This window comes from Streptomyces sp. NPDC090021 (assembly GCF_044748225.1).
Taxonomy (GTDB): domain Bacteria; phylum Actinomycetota; class Actinomycetes; order Streptomycetales; family Streptomycetaceae; genus Streptomyces.
In genome coordinates this window covers 175,874-196,406 of the sequence record NZ_JBIVFO010000007.1, presented here as the reverse complement: position 1 = coordinate 196,406, position 20,533 = coordinate 175,874, and the positions used below count along the sequence as shown (strand labels likewise).

Annotated in this window: 22 protein-coding genes; 12 read left to right on the top strand and 10 right to left on the bottom strand. The window is 70.5% G+C overall.

Annotation, left to right across the window (positions count from 1 at the left end; genetic code table 11):
* Positions 1 to 152 precede the first annotated feature (152 nt).
* Positions 153 to 500, bottom strand: a complete 348-nt coding sequence (locus ACIPXC_RS07800) for a hypothetical protein (RefSeq protein WP_401614583.1) — start codon at positions 498 to 500, stop codon at positions 153 to 155.
* 51 nt (positions 501 to 551) lie between these two features.
* Between ACIPXC_RS07800 and ACIPXC_RS07795 the strand changes: the two genes are divergently transcribed.
* Positions 552 to 1,253, top strand: a complete 702-nt coding sequence (locus tag ACIPXC_RS07795) for a uridine kinase (protein WP_386464042.1) — start codon at positions 552 to 554, stop codon at positions 1,251 to 1,253.
* Between the two features lie 177 nt (positions 1,254 to 1,430).
* Here ACIPXC_RS07795 and ACIPXC_RS07790 read toward each other — a convergent pair whose 3' ends face one another.
* Positions 1,431 to 2,129, bottom strand: a complete 699-nt coding sequence (locus ACIPXC_RS07790) for a SigE family RNA polymerase sigma factor (protein ID WP_401614581.1) — start codon at positions 2,127 to 2,129, stop codon at positions 1,431 to 1,433.
* A 199-nt stretch (positions 2,130 to 2,328) separates the two neighbouring features.
* Here ACIPXC_RS07790 and afsQ1 point away from each other — a divergent pair, with 199 nt between their 5' ends.
* Genes afsQ1 through ACIPXC_RS07775 form a run of 3 tightly spaced genes read left to right on the top strand, consistent with a single transcriptional unit; the run spans position 2,329 to position 5,169 of the window.
* The gene (gene afsQ1, locus ACIPXC_RS07785; protein ID WP_063754818.1) at positions 2,329 to 3,006 is read left to right on the top strand and encodes a two-component system response regulator AfsQ1; all 678 of its coding nucleotides are present in this window, start codon (positions 2,329 to 2,331) and stop codon (positions 3,004 to 3,006) included.
* Positions 2,904 to 4,490 (top strand): ATP-binding protein, encoded by a 1,587-nt coding sequence (locus ACIPXC_RS07780; protein ID WP_401614607.1) that lies wholly within the window; start codon positions 2,904 to 2,906, stop codon positions 4,488 to 4,490. The genes afsQ1 and ACIPXC_RS07780 overlap by 103 nt, the downstream gene beginning before the upstream one ends.
* Positions 4,483 to 5,169 carry a hypothetical protein gene (locus ACIPXC_RS07775; RefSeq protein WP_401614579.1) on the top strand — a complete coding sequence of 229 codons (687 nt, stop codon included), beginning with the start codon at positions 4,483 to 4,485 and terminating at the stop codon, positions 5,167 to 5,169. The genes ACIPXC_RS07780 and ACIPXC_RS07775 overlap by 8 nt, the downstream gene beginning before the upstream one ends.
* Positions 5,170 to 5,553: 384 nt before the next feature.
* Here the strand turns inward: ACIPXC_RS07775 and ACIPXC_RS07770 are convergent, their stop codons facing one another.
* The 3 genes from ACIPXC_RS07770 to ACIPXC_RS07760 all read right to left on the bottom strand — a co-directional run bounded on the left by ACIPXC_RS07770 (position 5,554) and on the right by ACIPXC_RS07760 (position 8,668).
* A complete protein-coding gene (locus ACIPXC_RS07770) occupies positions 5,554 to 7,200 on the bottom strand; it encodes a phospho-sugar mutase (RefSeq protein WP_401614577.1) in 1,647 nt (548 codons plus the stop codon).
* A 35-nt stretch (positions 7,201 to 7,235) separates the two neighbouring features.
* Complete coding sequence (locus ACIPXC_RS07765) at positions 7,236 to 8,042, bottom strand: purine-nucleoside phosphorylase (RefSeq protein ID WP_401614575.1); 807 nt, start codon at positions 8,040 to 8,042, stop codon at positions 7,236 to 7,238.
* A gap of 188 nt (positions 8,043 to 8,230) precedes the next feature.
* Positions 8,231 to 8,668, bottom strand: coding sequence for a gamma-glutamylcyclotransferase (locus ACIPXC_RS07760; protein ID WP_030822886.1), 438 nt, complete (start codon positions 8,666 to 8,668; stop codon positions 8,231 to 8,233).
* Between the two features lie 198 nt (positions 8,669 to 8,866).
* On the opposite strand from ACIPXC_RS07760, the gene ACIPXC_RS07755 reads away from it, so the two are divergent.
* Together ACIPXC_RS07755 and ACIPXC_RS07750 are read left to right on the top strand one after the other, a co-directional pair.
* A complete protein-coding gene (locus ACIPXC_RS07755; RefSeq protein WP_401614573.1) occupies positions 8,867 to 10,306 on the top strand; it encodes an NAD(P)H-quinone dehydrogenase in 1,440 nt (479 codons plus the stop codon).
* Between the two features lie 175 nt (positions 10,307 to 10,481).
* Positions 10,482 to 11,441: a DeoR/GlpR family DNA-binding transcription regulator gene (locus ACIPXC_RS07750; protein WP_401614571.1), complete on the top strand. Its 960-nt coding sequence runs from the start codon at positions 10,482 to 10,484 to the stop codon at positions 11,439 to 11,441.
* A gap of 110 nt (positions 11,442 to 11,551) precedes the next feature.
* Here the strand turns inward: ACIPXC_RS07750 and ACIPXC_RS07745 are convergent, their stop codons facing one another.
* Both ACIPXC_RS07745 and ACIPXC_RS07740 read right to left on the bottom strand, forming a co-directional pair.
* Positions 11,552 to 11,911 (bottom strand): hypothetical protein, encoded by a 360-nt coding sequence (locus ACIPXC_RS07745; RefSeq protein ID WP_401614569.1) that lies wholly within the window; start codon positions 11,909 to 11,911, stop codon positions 11,552 to 11,554.
* Between the two features lie 4 nt (positions 11,912 to 11,915).
* Positions 11,916 to 12,773, bottom strand: a complete 858-nt coding sequence (locus ACIPXC_RS07740) for a polymorphic toxin-type HINT domain-containing protein (RefSeq protein WP_401614567.1) — start codon at positions 12,771 to 12,773, stop codon at positions 11,916 to 11,918.
* 114 nt (positions 12,774 to 12,887) lie between these two features.
* Between ACIPXC_RS07740 and ACIPXC_RS07735 the strand changes: the two genes are divergently transcribed.
* From ACIPXC_RS07735 to ACIPXC_RS07715, 5 genes are all read left to right on the top strand, one after another.
* Positions 12,888 to 13,136: a hypothetical protein gene (locus ACIPXC_RS07735; RefSeq protein WP_401614565.1), complete on the top strand. Its 249-nt coding sequence runs from the start codon at positions 12,888 to 12,890 to the stop codon at positions 13,134 to 13,136.
* A 167-nt stretch (positions 13,137 to 13,303) separates the two neighbouring features.
* Positions 13,304 to 14,386, top strand: a complete 1,083-nt coding sequence (locus ACIPXC_RS07730) for a tyrosine-type recombinase/integrase (protein WP_401614563.1) — start codon at positions 13,304 to 13,306, stop codon at positions 14,384 to 14,386.
* Complete coding sequence (locus ACIPXC_RS07725; protein WP_401614561.1) at positions 14,383 to 14,712, top strand: helix-turn-helix domain-containing protein; 330 nt, start codon at positions 14,383 to 14,385, stop codon at positions 14,710 to 14,712. Before ACIPXC_RS07730 ends, ACIPXC_RS07725 begins: the two co-directional genes overlap by 4 nt.
* On the top strand, positions 14,709 to 15,389 hold the full coding sequence (locus ACIPXC_RS07720; RefSeq protein ID WP_401614559.1) for a hypothetical protein: 681 nt from the start codon (positions 14,709 to 14,711) through the stop codon (positions 15,387 to 15,389). Before ACIPXC_RS07725 ends, ACIPXC_RS07720 begins: the two co-directional genes overlap by 4 nt.
* 185 nt (positions 15,390 to 15,574) lie before the next feature.
* On the top strand, positions 15,575 to 16,405 hold the full coding sequence (locus tag ACIPXC_RS07715) for an IS5 family transposase (protein WP_401614557.1): 831 nt from the start codon (positions 15,575 to 15,577) through the stop codon (positions 16,403 to 16,405).
* Here the strand turns inward: ACIPXC_RS07715 and ACIPXC_RS07710 are convergent.
* The gene (locus tag ACIPXC_RS07710) at positions 16,323 to 16,889 is read right to left on the bottom strand and encodes a hypothetical protein (RefSeq protein ID WP_401614555.1); all 567 of its coding nucleotides are present in this window, start codon (positions 16,887 to 16,889) and stop codon (positions 16,323 to 16,325) included. The two genes, ACIPXC_RS07715 and ACIPXC_RS07710, sit on opposite strands and share 83 nt — an antisense overlap.
* 308 nt (positions 16,890 to 17,197) lie before the next feature.
* Entirely contained in the window at positions 17,198 to 17,869 is a 672-nt protein-coding gene (locus tag ACIPXC_RS07705; RefSeq protein WP_401614553.1) for a hypothetical protein, read from the bottom strand.
* Between the two features lie 319 nt (positions 17,870 to 18,188).
* Between ACIPXC_RS07705 and ACIPXC_RS07700 the strand changes: the two genes are divergently transcribed.
* Positions 18,189 to 18,395 (top strand): hypothetical protein, encoded by a 207-nt coding sequence (locus tag ACIPXC_RS07700; protein ID WP_401614551.1) that lies wholly within the window; start codon positions 18,189 to 18,191, stop codon positions 18,393 to 18,395.
* A 77-nt stretch (positions 18,396 to 18,472) separates the two neighbouring features.
* Here the strand turns inward: ACIPXC_RS07700 and ACIPXC_RS07695 are convergent, their stop codons facing one another.
* Complete coding sequence (locus ACIPXC_RS07695) at positions 18,473 to 20,236, bottom strand: acetyl/propionyl/methylcrotonyl-CoA carboxylase subunit alpha (RefSeq protein ID WP_401614549.1); 1,764 nt, start codon at positions 20,234 to 20,236, stop codon at positions 18,473 to 18,475.
* Positions 20,237 to 20,533 lie beyond the last annotated feature (297 nt).

Below are 20,533 nucleotides of genomic sequence, written 5' to 3'. Positions count from 1 at the left end.
CCGGCGGCGCTCCTGCCGGCTCCAGGCGGGCGTACGTCCTCGAAACCGCTCGTTCCTCACGGTTTCTCCGGGCGCTCGCCCGCCTTCGCCGACGCGCCGCCTTCGGCTCACTCGCCGGGGCGCGCCGGGGCGCGGCGGGGGTCGGAGCGGGGTCAGCGGGGGGCCAGGGGGCCCAGGAGGGACGAGACCGCCGCCGTGGGGAGCTCGCCCACCGAAGGGCCCTGGGTGAGGATCCCCGTGACCGCCGTCGTGCCCACCGCCGGGAAGTCCGCGACCTTGGTGGCCACCCCGTTGTCCAGCGGATCCACACCGGTGTGGGCCAGCGGGTTCACCTTGAGGTTCGCGATCGGGTCCGTGACCCCCGCCAGCGCCGCCGGAACGTCCAGCTCGCCGGCCTGCGCACCCCCCGCCGCCATCGCCAGCGCGGCGCCGGCCATCGAGAGGGTCAGACCCGCGCCGCGGAGCAGGTTCGGCGCCGAAGGGGCTGCGTGACGTGCCATGAGGATCCCGCCTGTGGTCGTGGTCGCGTGCGCACGCAGCGTAGTCGAGGTGTGTTCCTGGACACCAACCGGTCACCGGGAGGATCCCCTACCCGGGGGAATGGTTCAGACTGGTGTCCCGTGAGCTCTTCCTCCCCCTCGCCGACCCGAGTCGTCCTGCTGACCGGTCCGTCCGGCTCCGGAAAATCCTCGCTGGCCGCCCGCTCCGGGCTGCCCGTGCTGCGCCTCGACGACTTCTACAAGGAAGCCGACGACCCCACCCTCCCGCTCGTGGAGGGCAGCTCCGACATCGACTGGGACTCCCCGCTCTCCTGGGACGCCGACACCGCCGTCGCCGCGATCGCCGAGCTGTGCGCGTCGGGGCGTACGGACGTGCCGGTGTACGACATCGCCACCAGCTCCCGCACCGGCTGGGACACCCTCGACATCGCCCGCACCCCGCTGTTCATCGCGGAGGGCATCTTCGCCGCGGACGTGGCCGCCCGCTGCCAGGAACTCGGCCTCCTCGCGGACGCCATCTGCCTGCGCGGCCGCCCCTCGACGACCTTCCGCCGCCGGCTCGCCCGCGACCTGCGCGAGGGCCGCAAGTCCGTGCCGTTCCTGCTGCGCAGGGGCCTGCGCCTGATGCGCGCGGAGCGCGGCATCGTGGCCCGCCACGTGGCCCTCGGTGCGCACGCCTGCGCCCGCGACGAGGCCCTCGGCCGCCTGGCCGCCGCCGCTGCGGGACGTCACCGTACGACCGCCCCGGCATAGTGCGCCGGGGCCGGCCCCGCCCCCGCCGCACGCGCGAACCGCCTGCGACCGCGCATGCGAGAAGGCGGGACCGAGCGGACCCCCGGCCGCTCGATCCCGCCTTCTCTTCCCCCCCCGACGGCCCCCGTCCCACCCCCGCAGGACGGGCCCCCGGCCCGGTGGTCTTCGTGGGTCGCGTCAGGCGACCAGCTCCTCGAAGGACTCCGCCTCGTCGCGGCCGAAGCTCAGCGACTCGTCCTCGCGCAGGCGCCGCAGCGAGCGCCAGATGCTCGACTTCACCGTGCCGACGCTGATCCCGAGGATCTCCGCGATCTCCGGGTCCGTGCGGCCCTCGTAGTAGCGGAGCACCAGCATCGTGCGCTGCGGCTCCGGGATCCGCGTCAGCGCCTGCCACAGCACCGCGCGCAGCTCCGTACCGCGCATCGCGTCCGTGTCGGAGGCCGTCTCCGGCAGCTCCTCCGTCGGGTACTCGTTCAGCTTCCGCCGACGCCATGCGCTGATGTGCAGGTTCGTCATCGTGCGGCGCAGGTAGCCGCCGACCGCGGCCTTGTCGCTGATCCGGTCCCAGGCGCGGTACGTGGAGAACAGCGCGCTCTGCAGCAGGTCCTCGGCCTCGTAACGGTCACCGGTGAGGTGGAAGGCCGTCGCGTACAGGGCGGCCCGCCGCTCCTGGACGTACGCCGTGAACTCCGCCTCGGAGGCGGCGGACGGGGTCTGCTGCCGGTCGGGAACCGCCTGGTACTGGTGTGCGTCAATGGCTACGACGTGGGCCGGCCGGGGCCGGGCGACCGCCACCGTACGGACAGCCGTCCGGCGGTTCACATCGTGCAGCCGCGTGACAACCGCGCTGGTGCTGGTGCTGTGCAGCGTGTTCATCTCGCGCCCCCCGTCGTGGAGTGTCTCTGCTTCGGATCGCTGTGCGTTGACAAGAAGACTGCCGGGCCGACTTAACCGGGGTGTCCGTCGACTGTCACAGCACTGTCACAGCGACCGTCGGCAGGTCCCGGGCGGACTCCCGCAGGATCCGGACCCCTGACGGTCGAACTCCCGACGGCCCATGAGACAGAATGAGCCCGTGCCTTTCCTGTTGCTGATCGAGGACGACGACGCCATCCGCACGGCCCTCGAACTCTCCCTGTCACGCCAGGGCCACCGTGTGGCCACTGCCGCGACGGGCGAGGACGGCCTGAAACTGCTGCGCGAGCAGCGGCCGGATCTGATCGTGCTGGACGTGATGCTGCCCGGGATCGACGGTTTCGAGGTGTGCCGGCGCATCCGCCGCACCGACCAACTGCCGATCATCCTGCTCACCGCGCGCAGCGATGACATCGACGTGGTCGTCGGCCTGGAGTCCGGCGCCGACGACTACGTCGTCAAGCCGGTCCAGGGGCGGGTCCTCGACGCCCGCATCCGGGCCGTACTGCGCCGCGGCGAACGCGAGTCGAGCGACTCGGCGAGCTTCGGCTCCCTCGTCATCGACCGGGCCGCCATGACGGTGACCAAGAACGGCGAGGACCTCCAGCTCACCCCGACCGAGCTGCGGCTGCTCCTCGAACTGAGCCGCCGGCCCGGGCAGGCCCTGTCCCGCCAGCAACTGCTGCGGCTGGTCTGGGAGCACGACTACCTCGGCGACTCGCGGCTCGTCGACGCCTGCGTCCAGCGGCTGCGCGCCAAGGTCGAGGACGTGCCCTCCTCACCCACCCTGATCCGTACGGTCCGGGGCGTCGGCTACCGCCTGGACTCCCCGCAGTGATCCGGTCGTTGCTCGCGGGCCGGCGCTGGACCAGTCTGCGGCTGCGGCTCCTCGTCGTCTTCGCCCTGGTCGCCCTGACCGCCGCCGTGTCCGCGTCGGGGATCGCCTACTGGCTCAACCGCGAAGCCGTGCTCACCCGCGTCCAGGAGGCCGCCCTCGGCGACTTCCGGCAGGAGATGCAGAACCGTGCCGCCGCGCTGCCCGTCGACCCCACGCCCGAGGAACTGCAGCGCACCGCCGAGCTGATGGCGGGCAGCAGCCCCGGCTACAGCGTGCTGCTCGTGCAGGAGGGCAAGGACGACCGCCAGATGTACGGCGCGGCCGGGCCCGACAACTTCCGGCTCGCCGACGTGCCGAAATCCCTGCAGAACGCGGTGAACGACCGGCAGAAGACGACCGCGGCCAACGACGCCGAATACCACGTGTACTGGCAGCGGACCAAGCCGCGCGGCAACCCGTACCTCGTCGGCGGCACCCGGATCGTGGGCGGCGGGCCCACCGGATACATGTACAAGTCGCTCGCCCAGGAGCGGGACGACCTCAACGCGCTCGGCTGGTCCCTGACCATCGCGACGATCCTCGCGCTGCTCGGCTCCGCGCTGCTCGCGCAGGCCGCGGCCCGCACCGTGCTCAAGCCCGTGCAGCGGCTCGGCGACGCGGCGCGCCGGCTCGGCGAGGGCGAACTCGACCACCGGCTCGACGTGTCCGGCACCGACGAACTCGCCGACCTGTCCCACACCTTCAACAAGACGGCCGAAGCGCTGGAGAAGAAGGTCGCCGACATGAGCGCGCGGGAGGAGGCCAGCCGGCGCTTCGTCGCGGACATGTCGCACGAACTGCGCACCCCGCTGACGGCGCTGACGGCGGTCGCCGAGGTGCTGGAGGAGGAGGTCGAGGACCTCGATCCGATGATCGCACCGGCGGTCGGCCTGGTCGTCAGCGAAACCCGTCGGCTCAACATCCTCGTCGAGAACCTGATGGAGGTCACCCGCTTCGACGCCGGAACGGCCAAGCTGGTCCTGGACGACGTCAACGTCGCCGACCAGGTCACGGCCTGCATCGACGCCCGGGCCTGGCTCGACGCCGTCGAACTCGACGCCGAGCGGGACATCATGGCACGGCTCGACCCGCGCCGCCTCGACGTCATCCTGGCCAACCTGATCGGCAACGCGCTCAAGCACGGCGGCTCGCCGGTGCGGGTGTCGGTGACCGTGGAGGAGGACTGGCTGGTGATCGCGGTCCAGGACAACGGGCCGGGCATCCCCGAGGAGGTCCTGCCGCACGTCTTCGACCGCTTCTACAAGGCGAGCGCGTCGCGGCCGAAGTCGGACGGGAGCGGGCTCGGACTGTCGATCGCCGTGGAGAACGCACACATCCACGGCGGCGACATCACCGCGGCCAACGTGCCGGGCGCGGGGGCGCTGTTCACCCTGCGGCTGCCGATGGACGTGCGAAAGGCGATCAGTGGTGATCCGGATGCGTAGGACCCCGCCGGCGCTGCCGGCCGTACTGGTCCCGCTCGTCGGGATCGCGCTGCTCGCCACGGCGGGCTGCGGGATCCGGGCGACGACCGTGCCCGTGGACGTGGGCGCGGCGCCCTCGCGGGTCTCCTGCGACACCCCGGCGCAGCCGGGCGGTCAGAGCGGGGCACCGGGCTTCCCGGCCACGGTGGAGCTGGTCTGCGGATCGCAGCTGGTGGGCGTGGAGCGGATCGTCCCGATGCCCGAGAAGGGCACCGTACGGGACCCCGTCGTGCAGGCCGCGCAGGCACTGCTGGAGGCGCTGGAGCGGACGCCGAGCGCGGAGGAGCGCGACGCGGGCTTCACCACCGGGGTCCCGGCCGGGCTGACGGCGGGCGCGCCGAAGCCGGGCGACCCGGCGGGCACGGTGCGGCTCAGCCGCAAGCCGGAGGATCTGCCGCCGGTGGCGCTGTCGCAGATCGTGTGCACGCTGGCCGGCAGCGAGGCGGTGTCGGCCGGGCCGGGGCCGGTGGTCCTGGGCGGACCGGACGCCGATCCGCCGCGGGCGTGGGAGTGCACGGACGCGGTCCGCTCGCGGCCGGAGTCCGTCCCGACGCTGGGAGAGATCGTCCGCCCGACGGCGACAGCGACAGCGACCGCGACGGCGACGGCGACAGCGACCGCGACGGCCCCCGCAGGCTGAGGTCCGCGCGCGGGCGCGCCGCCGCCGCAGGGGCTCCGCCCCGAGCCCCCGAGCCCCCGCGCCTCAAACGCAGGCGAGGCTGTTCTTCAGCCCGTCCGGCGATTGAGGACCGGGTCCGGGCGGAGCCCGGGAAACGGCGAAACGGCGAAGGGGCGGGGAGAAGGCTCCGCAGCGGCCCGGCCCCGGACACGCCGACGGCCCCCCGAGCCTGAGCTCGGGGGGCCGAGGGGAAGCGGGTGGCCGGGCCCCCGCCGGACGGGGCGGGGGCCCGGCCGGGCGGGGCCGGAGCCCCGGGACCGGTCCGACGGACGGAGTCCGGCGCAGCGGCGCGACGCCGGGCGCGTCCCGGCCGGGGCCGGGACGCGCGAGCGGCGCCGAGAAGAATCAGATGCCCATCGCCGCGGCGAGGTCCTTCTTGATCGCGTCCAGGACTTCCTGGCCGGTCGCGCGCGCCGACGCCAGGTCGGAGGCCTCGGCCACCGGCACGACGACCTCCAGGTAGCACTTCAGCTTGGGCTCCGTGCCCGACGGGCGGCAGATCACCCGCGCCTTGTACGCGCCGTCGAGGTAGTACCGCAGGCCGTCCGTGGGCGGCAGCGACGGCGTGCCCCTGGTCAGGTCCTCCGCCGACTCGACCCGCAGGCCCGCCAGCGAGACCGGGGGCTCCGCGCGCAGCCGCGCCATGGCGTTCGCGATGACCGACAGGTCCGACACGCGGATCGAGAGCTGGTCGGTGGCGTGCAGGCCGTGGGCCATCGCCAGGTCGTCGAGCAGGTCGGTCAGGGTGCGGCCCTGCTCCTTCAGCTCCGAGGCCAGTTCCGCCACCAGCAGGGCGGCGGTCACGCCGTCCTTGTCGCGGACGCCCTCGGGGTCCACGCAGTAGCCGAGCGCCTCCTCGTAGCCGTAGCGCAGGCCCTCGACGCGGGCGATCCACTTGAAGCCCGTGAGGGTCTCCTCGTACCCGACGCCCGCGGCCTCCGCGATCCGGCCCAGGAGGCTGGAGGAGACGATCGACTCCGCGAAGACGCCGGTCGCGCCCTTGTGGACCAGGTGCGCCGCGAGCAGCGCGCCGACCTCGTCGCCGCGCAGCATCCGCCAGCCGTCCGCGGTGGGGACGGCCACCGCGCAACGGTCCGCGTCGGGGTCGTTCGCGATCACGATGTCCGGCCGGACCTCGGCGGCCCTGGCGAAGGCCAGGTCCATCGCGCCCGGCTCCTCCGGGTTGGGGAACGCCACCGTCGGGAAGGCCGGGTCGGGTTCGGCCTGCTCGGCGACCAGGTCCGGCTCCGGGAAGCCGTGCCGGGCGAAGGCCGCCATGACGACGTCCTTGCCGACGCCGTGCATCGCCGTGTAGACCGTCCGCACGCCCCGGGGGGAGCCGGGGGTCAGGACGGCGTCCGTACGGGCGAGGTAGGCCTCCAGGACCTCGTCGCCGAGGTCCTCCCAGCCGGACTCCGGACGGGGGACCGAGGCGAGCGTGTCGACGCGGGCGATCTCCGCCGCGATCTCCGTGTCCGCCGGGGAGACGATCTGCGAGCCGTCGCCGAGGTAGACCTTGTAGCCGTTGTCCCGGGGCGGGTTGTGGCTCGCGGTCACCTCGACGCCGGCCACGGCGCCCAGGTGCCTTATGGCGTACGCGAGGACGGGCGTGGGCAGCGGGCGGGGCAGGACGGCCGCGCGCAGCCCGGCGCCGGTCATGACGGCCGCGGTGTCGCGGGCGAAGTCCGCCGACTTGTAGCGGGCGTCGTAGCCGACGACGACCAGGCCGCCGGCGTGGCCCTGCGCCTTCAGGTAGGCCGCGAGGCCCGCCGCCGCCCGGATGACCACGCTGCGGTTCATCCGCATCGGGCCCGCGCCGATCTCACCGCGCAGTCCGGCGGTGCCGAACTGGAGGGTGCCGGAGAACCGGTCGGCGAGCTCCGCCGTGTCGCCCGCCCCGATGAGCGCGGCGAGCTCGGCCGCGGTCTCCGGGTCGGGGTCCTCCGCCAGCCAGGCCTGCGCCCGGGTGATCAGGTCGTCCTGTTCCTGCACTACTTCCGCCTTACCTCTCGTACGGTCCCGGAGCCTCAGATGCGGGCGAGGACCTGGGTCAGCAGCTTGCCCATGCGCGCGGCCGAGTCACGGCCGGCCTGGAGGACCTCTTCGTGGTTCAGCGGCTCGCCGGAGATGCCCGCCGCCAGGTTCGTGACCAGGGAGATGCCGAGCACCTCGGCGCCGGCCTCGCGGGCGGCGATGGCCTCCAGCACGGTGGACATGCCGACCAGGTCGGCACCCATCACGCGGATCATGTTGATCTCGGCCGGGGTCTCGTAGTGCGGGCCGGGGAACTGGACGTAGACGCCCTCCTCCAGGGAGGGGTCGATCTCCTTGCACATCGCGCGCAGCTTCGGCGAGTACAGGTTCGTCAGGTCCACGAAGTTCGCGCCGATGATCGGCGAGGTGGCCGTCATGTTGATGTGGTCGCTGATCAGGACCGGCTGGCCGGGCTGCATGCCCTCGCGCAGACCGCCGCAGCCGTTGGTCAGCACGACGGTCTTGCAGCCCGCGGCGACGGCGGTGCGGACACCGTGGGCGACGGCGGCGACGCCGCGGCCCTCGTAGTAGTGGGTGCGGCCGAGGAAGACCAGCGCACGCTTGTCGCCGATCTTGTACGAGCGGACCTTGCCGCCGTGTCCTTCGACGGCGGCCGGGGGGAACCCGGGCAGCTCGGTGACGAGGAACTCGGCCTCGGGGGCGCCCAGGGCCTCGGCGGCGGGGGCCCAGCCGGAGCCCATGACGAGGGCGACATCGTGGGTCTCGGCGCCGGTGAGCTCCCGCAGGCGGGCGGCTGCGGCGTCGGCGGCGGCGGTGGGATCGGTAACAGATGCGTTCACGCAGACGAGCGTAGCCGCTCATTGCCTACGCGCGTAGATGGCACAGCTCACCATGCTCGGATCGTTGTCTTGTCGTTTCCGACCAAATGTCCGCCGTGACCCGCCGGGACCCGCCGTGACCTGCGATGACCTGTGGTGACCGGCCGGACGGCCCGCCCCGGGCGGCCCCGGGAGGTCCCGGCGCGGAATCAGCAGGGGCGCTTGCGCAGCTCCATCACGTAGTCGTGCGGGGCGCCCGCGGACTCGGCCGCGTCCGCGATCTCGCCCAGGTAGCGCGCGGAGGGCAGGCCGCCCTCGTAGCCGTTGAGCACGTAGCACCAGGCGGCCTCCTCGCCGTCCAGCGTGTGCACCCGGATCCGCATCCGCCGGTAGATGTCGAGGCCGACGCCCTCCCACCGGTCCATCGAGTCCTCGTCCAGCGGGGCGATGTCGTACAGGGCGACGAAGACCTGGTGGCGCGGTGCCTCGACGATCGTGGCGAGGGAGCCCTCCCAGCCCATCTGCTCGCCGCCGAAGGTCAGCCGCCAGTCGTTGATCCAGCCCGTGCCGCGCAGCGGCGAATGCGGAGCGCGGCGCGTCATCAGCCGCGGGTCGAGGTTGCCGGCGTACGCGGCGTAGAGCGACATGAGGTCGAGGGTACGGGAGGGGCGGCCGTGGAGGTGTGCCCGGCCGGGCGTACCCCGGACGGAGTCCCGGGGCGGGACCGGGCGCGAAGCACCTTGAAGCGTGCGGGACAATGGAGCACGGAATGCATCCCCCGGGGAGACCCCCCGGAACACCGGCCGGGGCGGCAGCCGGCCGGGTAGACGTGAGGCGGACTTTTCGTGACCCGGATCGTGATCATCGGCGGCGGACCCGGCGGGTATGAGGCGGCGCTGGTCGGCGCCCAGCTCGGCGCGGAGGTGACCGTCGTGGACTGCGACGGTCTGGGCGGGGCCTCGGTCCTGACCGACTGCGTACCTTCCAAGACTCTGATCGCGACCGCAGAGGTGATGACCACCTTCGACTCCTCCTACGAGGAGCTGGGGATCATCGTCGCGGACGACACCCCGCACGTCGAGCAGGCGGCGCGCGTCGTCGGCGTGGACCTCGGCAAGGTGAACCGGCGCGTCAAGCGCCTCGCGCTCGCCCAGTCGCACGACATCACCGCCTCCGTCACCCGGGCCGGCGCCAAGGTCATGCGCGGCCGTGGCAAGCTCGGCGGCCCGCAGGGCATCGACGGCACCCGGGACGTCATCGTCACCGCCGCGGACGGCACCGAGACGATCCTGACGGCGGACGCCGTCCTCATCGCCACCGGTGGCACCCCGCGTGAGATCCCCGACGCCCAGCCCGACGGTGAGCGCATCCTGAACTGGACGCAGGTCTACGACCTGGACGAGCTCCCCGAGGAGCTCATCGTGGTCGGTTCCGGTGTGACCGGCGCCGAGTTCGCCGGCGCGTACCAGGCGCTCGGCTCCCGGGTCACCCTGGTGTCCTCCCGCGACCGCGTGCTGCCGGGCGAGGACCCCGACGCGGCCGCCGTCCTGGAGGACGTCTTCCGGCGCCGCGGCATGAACGTCGTCGGGCGCTCGCGCGCCGAGTCCGCCAAGCGGGTCGGCGACCGGGTCGAGGTCACCCTCTCCGACGGCCGGGTGCTGACCGGCACCCACTGTCTGATGGCGGTCGGCGCGATCCCGAACACGCAGAACATGAACCTGGAGGAGTCCGGCGTCCGCCTCAAGGACTCCGGGCACATCTGGACCGACAAGGTCTCGCGCACCTCCGCGCCGGGCGTCTACGCCGCCGGTGATGTCACGGGCGTCTTCGCGCTCGCCTCCGTCGCCGCCATGCAGGGGCGCATCGCGATGTACCACTTCCTCGGCGACGCGGTGGCCCCGCTGAACCTGAAGACGGTGTCCTCGAACGTCTTCACCGACCCGGAGATCGCCACCGTCGGCTACACCCAGGCGGACGTGGACGCCGGAAAGATCGACGCCCGTGTCGTGAAGCTCCCCCTGCTGCGCAACCCGCGCGCCAAGATGCAGGGCATCCGGGACGGCTTCGTGAAGATGTTCTGCCGCCCGGGCACCGGCATCGTGGTCGGCGGTGTGGTCGTCTCCCCGCGCGCGAGTGAGCTCATCCACCCGATCTCGATCGCCGTCGACAACAATCTGACGGTCGAGCAGATCGCAAACGCGTTCACCGTGTACCCCTCGCTGTCCGGGTCGATCGCCGAAGTGGCCCGCCAGCTGCACACCCGGAAGGCCGGCGGGGAGGCGTAACGGTCTCCAACCGCCCCACGCCCCAAGGGTGTTGGGGCGGTGCGCGGCCATGTGGCCGGGCGTTCACCCAGACCTCGGCCCGCGTATACCACTAGTCGCCCCGCCATATGGACAACTTCGGTATTCCGGCGCAAAGAGCTGAAAGCAGACGGTCGTTGGGGTTACTGTCAGTTTCGTGTTCGCTGCAGAACGTCGCCAATTGATCCTCGAAATGGTGCGGGCCAACGGAGCGGTGTCGCTCCGGGAGCTCGCCCGTGTCGTCCAGACCTCCGAAGTGACCGTACGGCGGGACGTGCGGGCGCTGGAGGCCGAAGGACTCCTCGACCGCCGACACGGCGGTGCGGTCTTGCCGGGCGGTTTCACGCGGGAGTCCGGCTTTCCGCAAAAGTCCCATCTCGCGACGGCGGAGAAGACCGCCATCGCCGATGTCGCGGCCGGCCTCGTCGAAGAGGGCGAGGCCGTCGTCGTCGGCGCGGGCACCACGACCCAGGAGCTGGCCCGTCGGCTCGCCCGGGTGCCGGGCCTGACCGTCGTGACCAACTCCCTGCTGGTCGCCCAGGCGCTGGCCCACGCCAACCGGGTCGAAGTCGTCATGACCGGCGGCACCCTGCGCGGGTCCAACTACGCCCTCGTGGGCAGCGGGGCCGAACAGTCCCTCCAGGGCCTGCGGGTCTCCCGCGCCTTCCTCTCGGGCAGCGGTCTGACGGCGGAGCGCGGCCTGTCCACGTCCAACATGCTCAGCGCGAGCGTGGACCGGGCGCTGGTGCAGGCGGCCGCGGAGGTGGTGGTCCTGGCCGACCACACCAAGCTCGGCACGGACACGATGTTCCAGACGGTGCCGACGGACGTGATGACCCGCCTGGTCACGGACGAACCCCCGCCGCACGACGACCGCGCCGCCACCGAGCTCCAGGCCCTGGCGGACCAGGGCGTCCAGATCACGGTGGCGGGCGGCCAGGCCGCGGCCTCCGGCGGCCTGGACGGTCTGGGCGGCCGCCGCCCCCGCCGCGACTCCCCCCTCCCGGTCCAGCGCCGCGGCGGCCCGACGGCCCAACTCCGCAGCGCGTCCCCCCTGTCGGACCCGGGCGACCGCGAGCGGGAACGAGCCAGGGTGGCGGACATGCGGCGGCGGTGAGAGGCGGGGGCGCGTACCTCTGTCCGGTGCGGGAGTTGATGAATGAGCGCAGTGAACGAGGGTCCCGTCGGAGTGCGACGAGACCCTCGTTCTGCTACGAACCAGTCAAATCAGTTGTTTTCCGGAGGTCCTTCGGACTCTCCCGAAGTGTCGCTGTACGAGCGGCTGTAATTGGCCAGCCACTGATCGACGTCACCAGCGAGAGAAGGGTGCCGTTCCTTCACGGAATCGGCCAGTTCGACGAGATCTTTCCAGGAGTCCGCCATGAAGGCCTCGTCCAGTCCCATCGCTACGGCGACCCGAAATTCGTCCTTCGACGCCAGCCACTTCTTTCCGACCTCGAAAATTCGCCCACCTTCCTGTGCGTCAAGAATCCAGGACAGTGATAGGAGCTGCTCCGACAGGTAGCCCGGCGGAAGATTCGGCGCTCTATGTCTTGCCAGGTGATCCATTACATCTTCGATGTCCAAATAATCACTTCTTCCGGTAGATCCTGGTTTCGAACTTGGCGCCTGCCGGTATTTCGCCGCCGTCTGCACGCTTCATTATGCCGAACGCATGCTCGGGTATGAGGTCGCCGACTGAAACCAGCTCGAATCCCGCCTCCGCTATGGCGTCAGCGCTTGCCTTTCTCCATTTGTTCGACCTTGCTGCCGTCACCATCAGCATGCCACCGCTCTGCATGACGCGTGCGGTCTCTGCGGAGACGGCTTGGAAGCCGAACGGATTGATGGCGTGCACGGTACTGAAGGTTCCATCACGGAAGGGCATCGACTCGGCGCTGGCGATGACGTCCACTCCGGCGTTCGGTTTGATGTCCAAATTGGTGGCCCCCTCCATGGGGTTGTCCCCGGAGCCCAGGTTCAGATCGCAGTTGCGGACCAGAACCGCAGTCGCCCCAGCCAGCACGTAGTAGGTGTGCTCACTGGAGACGGTCAGGTTGCGGACCTGCTTCTGCTGGGTCCAGCGCTTGACCTCGGTGACCTGCACCCAGGTGCCCGCAGATGTCTGCAACCACTGCCCAGCCGTGAGGTCGGTGGCCTTCAGCCATCCGTTCAGAGCCGGGGCCCAGAAGGGGTGGCCGTCGGTCGCGGTGACCGATTCGGAGGCGTCACCCCTGTCGCCGTCCGTATCGATCGTGACCTCGACAAGGTTCTTCTGTCCCTCGCCGATAATCTGCGCTACCACCGGCTGCGAGGACGTGGCACCGGATGAACTCAAACGGACCTGGAAGGGGATGGGTGAATGAAGGATGCCTGGATCATCGTCGCCGGCGTGGCTGCCCTGAATGTGGCGGGCTTCCTCGCGGCGGTGCTCTTCGTCAAGCTGCACCGTCTTCGAGCCCGCCGCCGGGGCTGACGAGACGTCTGAGCGAGCCCCTCCAGAAGTGGCGAAGGCGGACCAGAATGGACCTCGGGCTCATCACGAGCGCGTGGAGCCGCACGTGTGCCCGACGTCCACCTGCGCGAGCAGGAGATGAGCCTGCGTGACATCGCCGCCCGACTCCGCAAGGAGACGGGGCAGCGCCCATCGGCGGCGACCGTCCTCCTGCGGGGGTCCAGGTGGTGCCGCTTCCGCAACTCGATCTCGCACGCGCTGACCGGCCGCCACCGCCCGGTGGGGGCGAACCCCGGGGAATTGCATCGAATGCGTGACCCCTACAGGGCCCATGCCGCCAGGCTGCGGGAAGTCTAGCGTCGTCGCCCTGCCAGGCACACCGATGTGATCGAAGCTCTGACCTGGCGGTTTGGTAGAGATCAGTCATTAGATGCACGATTCTGCCCCCTCCTGAGAGGGGGCGGGGAGTGTCCGAAGGTACGCGTGAAGTCGCTGGCTCGGCTCGGCTGGAGCTGGTCTCGGGGGTGCATCTGCTGCATCCCGAGGACGTGGTGTTGGAGGCGATGCTGGCGGGATGGGCACGCCAGCAGATCGGCGGCCGTGGCCTTGCGAAGAAGACGGTCCACGACCGTCGCAAGATCGTCGAGCAGTTCAGGGACTTCACGAACGAGTACCCCTGGAAGTGGACGGCCGCGGACATCGACGAGTGGATGGCCGACCTGGTGATGCGCCACGACCGGGCCAAAACGACGCTCCGCACCTACCAGGGGGCCGTGGGCGTGTTCATGGACTACCTGCTCAACCCGGTCTACGGGTGGGTGGAGGTCTGCCTGGAGAGGTTCGGTACGCACCCGACGCCGATCCTCCACGACGGTAACCGGCGCGAGCACCTGGTGGACTACGAGGGCGATGGAGACCGCCGGCCGATGACGCGGGAAGAGTGCCAGCTGTTCTTCGACCACATCGATGAGCGGGTCGAGAAGGCCATCAAGCGCGGCCGCAAGGGGGCTTTGACCGCCTACCGTGACTCCACGCTGTTCAAGACGATCTACGGGTGGGGGCTGAGAGCCTCGGAGGCGTCCGGCCTGGACGTCGCCGACCTCTACCGGAACGCGAAGGCTCCGCAGTTCGGCCGGTACGGCATGGTGCACGTCCGCAAGGCCAAGGGCACCCGCGGTTCGGGACCACGGCGGCGGAACGTCGCCAGCATCAAGCCGTGGGTGGTCGAGGCCCTGGAGGACTACGTCGTCAACCTCCGGCCCCGCTACGGCTTCCCTGGCCACCCGGCCCTCTGGTTGACCGAACGCGGTGGCCGGCTGCGGGTCCGCGAGATCGAGGACCGGTTCGCCCTCTACCGCGACGAGCTCGATCTCCCCAAGGAGCTCGTGCCGCACTGCCTGAGGCACTCCTACGTGACGCACAACATCGAGGACGGCGTCGACCCCAGGTTCATCCAGGAACAGGTCGGCCACCTCTACGCGTCCACGACCGCCCTCTACACCGCGGTCAGCGACGACTTCGCGAACACGATGATGCTCAAGGCCATCGACCTGGCCTTCGGCAACGACTCCGGCCTCACGGGCCGGGAACGGAACGGACGACGATGACGGTCAAGCTCGACTACAAGTGGCATCTGCGCGAGGTCATGGCGACCAGGGGCATGTTCTCCACCACCGACCTGCGGCCTCTGCTGGCCGAGCGGGGCATCGACCTGTCGGCCAGCCAGGTCTACCGCCTGGTGGTCGAGACGCCGGAACGGCTCAACCTCAAGGTGCTGATGGCTCTGCTCGACATCCTTGGCTGCTCGATGGATGACCTGATCGAGCCGGTCGCCGCGGGCAGGTCCCGGGCGAACAAGGCCGCGGATGGCACCGAGAGCACCGGCGTTGGCGCTCTCCGTCCCAAGCGGGCCCGGATCGTCGGGCCGTCGTGACCGCCATCCCGAGGGCCGAGACGGATCCGAACGCGGTGATCGTCGACCTCGTCGCCGCGGTCGAGCCCGACTTGCCGCCGCAGACGGTCCAGCACGCGATATCTCAGGCCGTGCACGCTAAGCCGCGTGTTGTCCTCCTGGCCCGGACGCTGGAGCGCGATCCCGGGCTGCTGACTTCGGGCCGGGCCGAAGGCCCGGCTTCGGTTGAGCGCTTGATCCGCCTTCTTGTCCAGGCCGGCGCCGTCAACGTCGTCCGGCCGCCCTGCTCGCGCTGCGGCAGGCTGGGGCCGCTGACGAACACCAACGGCTCTGGCCTGCGGACTTGTGCCTCATGCGGCGCCAGACGCCCGGACATGCAATGGGCGTGCGGCGGCTGCGGCAACAGCAAGACCCCGCGCTACGGGCTGGACCGCTCCGGTCGTGAAGTCTGCCGGTCCTGCTACCAGGCCGAGTGCACCGAGGACCCGGCCGCCGACCTCCTGAACTACCTCAACGGCCTTGCCCTCGGGCTCGGCGAGTCCGTGCTCCAGGAGGTGATCGCCGAGGTCACCAAGGGCAGCAGCTCCATCACCCGGCGCCTGCTCTGGGACGTTCAGTGCGTTGTGGCAAACCGGATCTTGTTCGAGCGGCAGCAGGTGATCATCTGGACGGAGGTTCGGGTGCGGCCGCGGCCATGAGAGAACGGGCCCCTTGGTAGTGACGCGGTTACGACACCCAGCACGACCAAGAAAGCCCGTTGCCGGATCAGTTGAGCAGCATCTCTGTGGCTGCGTCCACCGCGGTCACTCCTGGGTGTGACTGCTACGTGCACCGGTTCGGTTCGATCGCTCCGGGACTACGGGCAGCCTGCTATCCGAGTGACATGACGGATGCGGAGTGGGCAGAAGTCCGCTCCGCGATGCCGGTGCCGACCTGGCTCCTCAAGCAGGGCGGGCGTCCCGAGGGGTATTGCCACCGCGAAATACTGGACGCGGTGCGCTACCTCGTCGACAACGGTGTGAAGTGGATGGCCCTGCCGGTCGATTTCCCGTACTGGCGGGCGGTCTACGACTTCTTCCGCCGCTGGCGGACCTACGACTACGTGGCGGAGCTGCACGAACGCCTGCGCCGTACGGCCAGGGAACGTGAAGGGCGCAACGCCGAGCCGTCCGCGGGAATCATCGACAGTCAGTCGGTGGACGCCTCCGAGACCGTCGGTGCGGACAGTAGCGGATACGACGGCGGAAAATCACGCGACGGGTGCAAGCGCCACATCCTGACCGACACCGAGGGCCTGCTCCTCGAGGTGACCGTGACCACAGCCGATGTGCACGACTCCAAGGCCGCTCCCTCGCTGCTGGAGACGTATCTGGACCAGCCGGGCCGACTGCTGAAACTGGTGTGGGTCGACAGCGCCTACCAGGGTCCGGCACTGGCGAAGGCGTTCGCCCGCCACGGAGTACGGGTCGAGGTCGTACGCCGCTCCGACGGAGAACGCGGGTTTGTCGTCCTGGCCCGCAGGTGGGTGGTGGAAAGAACGCTGAGCTGGCTCTCCCGGTCCCGCCGCCTCAACCGCGGCCACGAACGCCGCCCCGACCACCACGCGGCGATGGTGTGGTGGGCCGCCGTGATCAGGCTTTCGCGCCGGATGGCCGGCGACGCTCCACGCTGGCCGGAGAAGCGTCCCGGCCGACCGCCCCGGGCGCGGGCATGAACCGTCCGTCCTTCGCCCGCACCAGCCAGCCCCGCTTCTCCAGCACGTAGGCGCGGTGACGGATCTTCTCCACCTCGTTCTTGATCTCCGCTTCCCGGCCCACCGCCCGCGTCAGCTCCACTCCGTTCACGGGCCCCGCAGCGGTCACCACCGCGGCGAACACCTCCCGATACAGGCCGCTGAGCACATCCTCGCCCAGGCCCGGCCGCCACACCGGCGGCCTCTCGCCAGGCCCCGCGCCGGAGCCGCCCGATCCCACGGCAGTAGCCACCTCACCACCAGACGGCACGGAAACCGGCGTATCCACCGGGCTCTCCTCGGCCAGCACCGACACGAGCTCCTCCCGCCCCACCCGGGCCCGCTCGACCCGCTCCCGCGCGGCATCCACCTCCGCCTGAGCCTGCTCCAGGACCTCCGTCCAGGACTCCAGATCCTGCCTCGCCCGCGCCTCACGCCGTTCCATCAACCCCAGCACCGACGGCATCGCACCCTCCTCGATCCACAACACGCCGCCCGCTGCCTGCCCCTACCCCATCGCGGTCATGCCCCGCACACGAAGAAGCCCCCGCTCATCGAACAGGGGCTCCCTTTGCCACAACGCACTGAGTCCGGCCGTTGCGCGGCCCTGCTCGACATCTGCACCACGATGCCCGCAGGCGTCCTCGAACGGCTCCTCGGCATCAGCCCAGCCGCTGCCGACCGATGGGCAGCAGGAGCCGTCAGAACGGCCTACGCAGCCGAGGTGGCCCGCCGATCAGACGCTGGCGAGACTCTGGATCACTTTTGATGTCCTCAGCTGGTGCTGTCCTTGACGCCTCCTCGGAGGCCCCACTCATCCAAGCCGGAGTAGATCAACGCAGTGCGGCCCCGCGGAAAGGAGAGGGCCTCGGCCTCACCTGTATAGACCGCCACCAGCGAGTCGGCTCCTCGCCACCAAGTGTCGGCCAGTCCCATCACTTCGCGCACCGGCTCGAACCCGTCCAGCACGATGCTATCGACGTCGTCGCCGGTGACCTTGATGATCCGTGTTGCCCACATGGACGCGTGGTGGGTCAGCGCGAGCGACTCCACCCAGCCTTCGACGGTGGCATGGAGAGGCACCCACTGACCTGAGCGAATGCCGAACTCGCCAGACGGCCCGATCCAGAACCCGTACGGGACCGCGCTCCGCTGCATCCCAGCCTCGAACCACCAACCTTCAGATTCAGAGCCTTCGGGGGAGTCTGCTGCGAGGTACCTCGGGCCGCCGTCGTACCGAGATGCGGGTGGTAGGACCAGACCGCCCCAGCGCTCCTCATAAGCCGCCATCCGGTCGATGACCGCAGCCGGGAGGTCTCGCTCAAGCCACCACTGTCTGTGGTCCTCAACGCGCATGACGTCGACTTTGACTCCGTGCACTGAGACGAACGATCGAGCTCGCTGAGTCAGGCCGTCGGGCACATCGTTGAAGAGGTTGAGATTCACCAGAAGGACGCTACCGAGTAGCCCAGGGACAGCAGGCTCCGGCTCCCTGCGCCTCCTGTGGCACCGTGTCCCTGCCGAGCTGGAGGCATGGGCCTCATTGCCCTATTTCACACGCCCGAATATCGGAACCTACCGACAGTGAGCCGTCTGCGGACGTCCGTCCAGTTCCAGTGATGCCGCTCTTGCAGCAGCCGGATGACTCGCCACCAGACGAGGTTGTCCAGATTGCTGAAGGTGCGCTCTGTACGGCTTCGGCGACGGCCGTTCGGCCCTGTTCACGCTGACGGGCCGACCCGACGGCGGGCTCAACGACGACTTCGTGAGCTGGACCCGCGAGAGCGGATGGTGGGCGAGCTCCCTCGGGAACCTGGTGTCCGGTGACACGGACAAGGACGGCCGTGCCGACGTCTCGGTCATGTACAACACCGCCAAGGGCGCGACCTCGGCCTACACCTTCAAGGCCCGGCCCGACGGCGGCTTCAACGAGCACCTGAGGAGCTGGGAGGCGACGCCGGGCACCTGGTAACAGGACGCCCGCACATGACACCGGCCCCCAGGACCCGTTCGGGTCCTGGGGGCCGGGTGCGTTCCGCGGGGCCGGGGTCAGTCCTTGATCTCGCAGATCGTGGCGCCCGAGGTGACCGAGGCGCCGACCTCGGCGGTGAGGCCCACGACGGTGCCGGAGCGGTGCGCGTTGAGCGGCTGCTCCATCTTCATCGCTTCCAGTACGACGATCAGTTCGCCCTCGGTGACCTGCTGGCCCTCCTCGACGGCGACCTTGACGATCGTGCCCTGCATCGGGGAGGCGAGCGTGTCGCCGGAGGCGGCCGGGCCGGACTTCTTGGCCGCGCGGCGCTTCGGCTTCGCGCCGCCCGCGGCGGCCGTACGGGCCAGGGTCATGCCGAGGGAGGACGGCAGCGAGACCTCCAGGCGCTTGCCGCCGACCTCGACGACGACCGTCTCGCGGCCCGGCTCGTCCTCGGTCTCCTCCGCGGCCGGAGCCGTGAACGCGGGGATCTCGTTGACGAACTCCGTCTCGATCCAGCGGGTGTAGACCGTGAAGGGGCTGCCGTCGGTGGGCGCGAACGCCGGGTCGGCGACGACCGCACGGTGGAAGGGGATGGCCGTGGCCATGCCCTCGACCTCGAACTCGGCGAGCGCGCGGGCGGCGCGCTGCAGCGCCTGCTCGCGGGTGGCGCCGGTGACGATCAGCTTGGCCAGCAGGGAGTCCCAGGCCGGGCCGATGACGGAACCGGACTCGACGCCCGCGTCGAGGCGGACACCCGGGCCCGTCGGCGCGACGAACTTCGTCACCGTGCCGGGCGCCGGGAGGAAGCCGCGGCCCGGGTCCTCGCCGTTGATGCGGAACTCGATGGAGTGGCCGCGCAGGACCGGGTCGCCGTAGCCGAGCTCCTCGCCGTCGGCGATGCGGAACATCTCGCGGACCAGGTCGATGCCGGCGACCTCCTCGGTGACCGGGTGCTCAACCTGCAGGCGGGTGTTGACCTCCAGGAAGGAGATCAGGCCGTCGGCGGAGACCAGGAACTCCACCGTGCCGGCGCCGACGTAGCCGGCCTCCTTCAGGATGGCCTTGGAAGCGGCGTACAGCTCCGCGTTCTGGGCCTCCGTCAGGAACGGCGCGGGGGCCTCCTCCACCAGCTTCTGGTGGCGGCGCTGGAGGGAGCAGTCACGGGTCGAGACGACGACGACGTTGCCGTGCGTGTCGGCCAGGCACTGGGTCTCGACGTGGCGCGGCTTGTCGAGGTAGCGCTCGACGAAGCACTCGCCGCGGCCGAAGGCGGCGACGGCCTCGCGGACGGCGGACTCGTAGAGTTCCGGCACCTCTTCGAGGGTGCGGGCGACCTTCAGGCCGCGGCCGCCGCCGCCGAAGGCGGCCTTGATGGCGATCGGCAGGCCGTGCTCCTTGGCGAAGGCGACGACCTCCTCGGCCCCGGAGACCGGGTCCGGCGTACCGGCGACCAGCGGCGCGCCGGCGCGCTGGGCGATGTGACGGGCGGCCACCTTGTCGCCGAGGTCACGGATGGCCTGCGGCGGCGGGCCGATCCAGGTCAGACCGGCGTCGAGCACGGCCTGGGCGAAGTCGGCGTTCTCGGACAGGAAGCCGTATCCGGGGTGGATGGCGTCCGCACCCGAGTCGGCGGCGGCCTGAAGGACCTTGGAGATGTCCAGGTAGCTGGCGGCCGGGGTGTCACTGCCCAACGCGAAAGCTTCGTCGGCCGCGCGGACGTGCAGAGCGTCCCGGTCCGGATCGGCGTAGACGGCTACGCTCGCGATCCCGGCGTCCCGGCAGGCCCGAGCAACGCGGACAGCGATTTCGCCACGGTTGGCGATGAGCACCTTGCGCACGATGGCTCCCTCCTTGAAACAAGCTGAGTTTAGGGACAGCCCACACGGCCTTTCGACCCTTCCCCGGTGGTGACCTTGCCCACACAGAGTGTGATGCGAGGCCCGCTCGGCCGGGGAACCCTTGTGGCGCCCCAGGTCAGGGGGATCCCCGACTGCACAGTAACCCCGTCATGTATCCAAGGTCTCTGTCCCCCGGGTCAGCGGCCCCGGGTGATTCTTTGTCGAGTCCCTACGAACGGCCCACATTTTCTTTGCGGTCGAGCGAGGAGTTGTCCCCTTGTTTACTGATTGGTAGCT

Coding starts and splice junctions, on each gene's coding strand:
- ACIPXC_RS07800 (WP_401614583.1), bottom strand. CDS start 500: ATGGCACGTCACGCAGCCCCTTCGGCGCCGAACCTGCTCCGCGGCGCG.
- ACIPXC_RS07790 (WP_401614581.1), bottom strand. CDS start 2,129: ATGAACACGCTGCACAGCACCAGCACCAGCGCGGTTGTCACGCGGCTG.
- ACIPXC_RS07775 (WP_401614579.1), top strand. CDS start 4,483: ATGCGTAGGACCCCGCCGGCGCTGCCGGCCGTACTGGTCCCGCTCGTC.
- ACIPXC_RS07760 (WP_030822886.1), bottom strand. CDS start 8,668: ATGTCGCTCTACGCCGCGTACGCCGGCAACCTCGACCCGCGGCTGATG.
- ACIPXC_RS07725 (WP_401614561.1), top strand. CDS start 14,383: ATGACGGTCAAGCTCGACTACAAGTGGCATCTGCGCGAGGTCATGGCG.
- ACIPXC_RS07715 (WP_401614557.1), top strand. CDS start 15,575: ATGACGGATGCGGAGTGGGCAGAAGTCCGCTCCGCGATGCCGGTGCCG.
- ACIPXC_RS07710 (WP_401614555.1), bottom strand. CDS start 16,889: ATGCCGTCGGTGCTGGGGTTGATGGAACGGCGTGAGGCGCGGGCGAGG.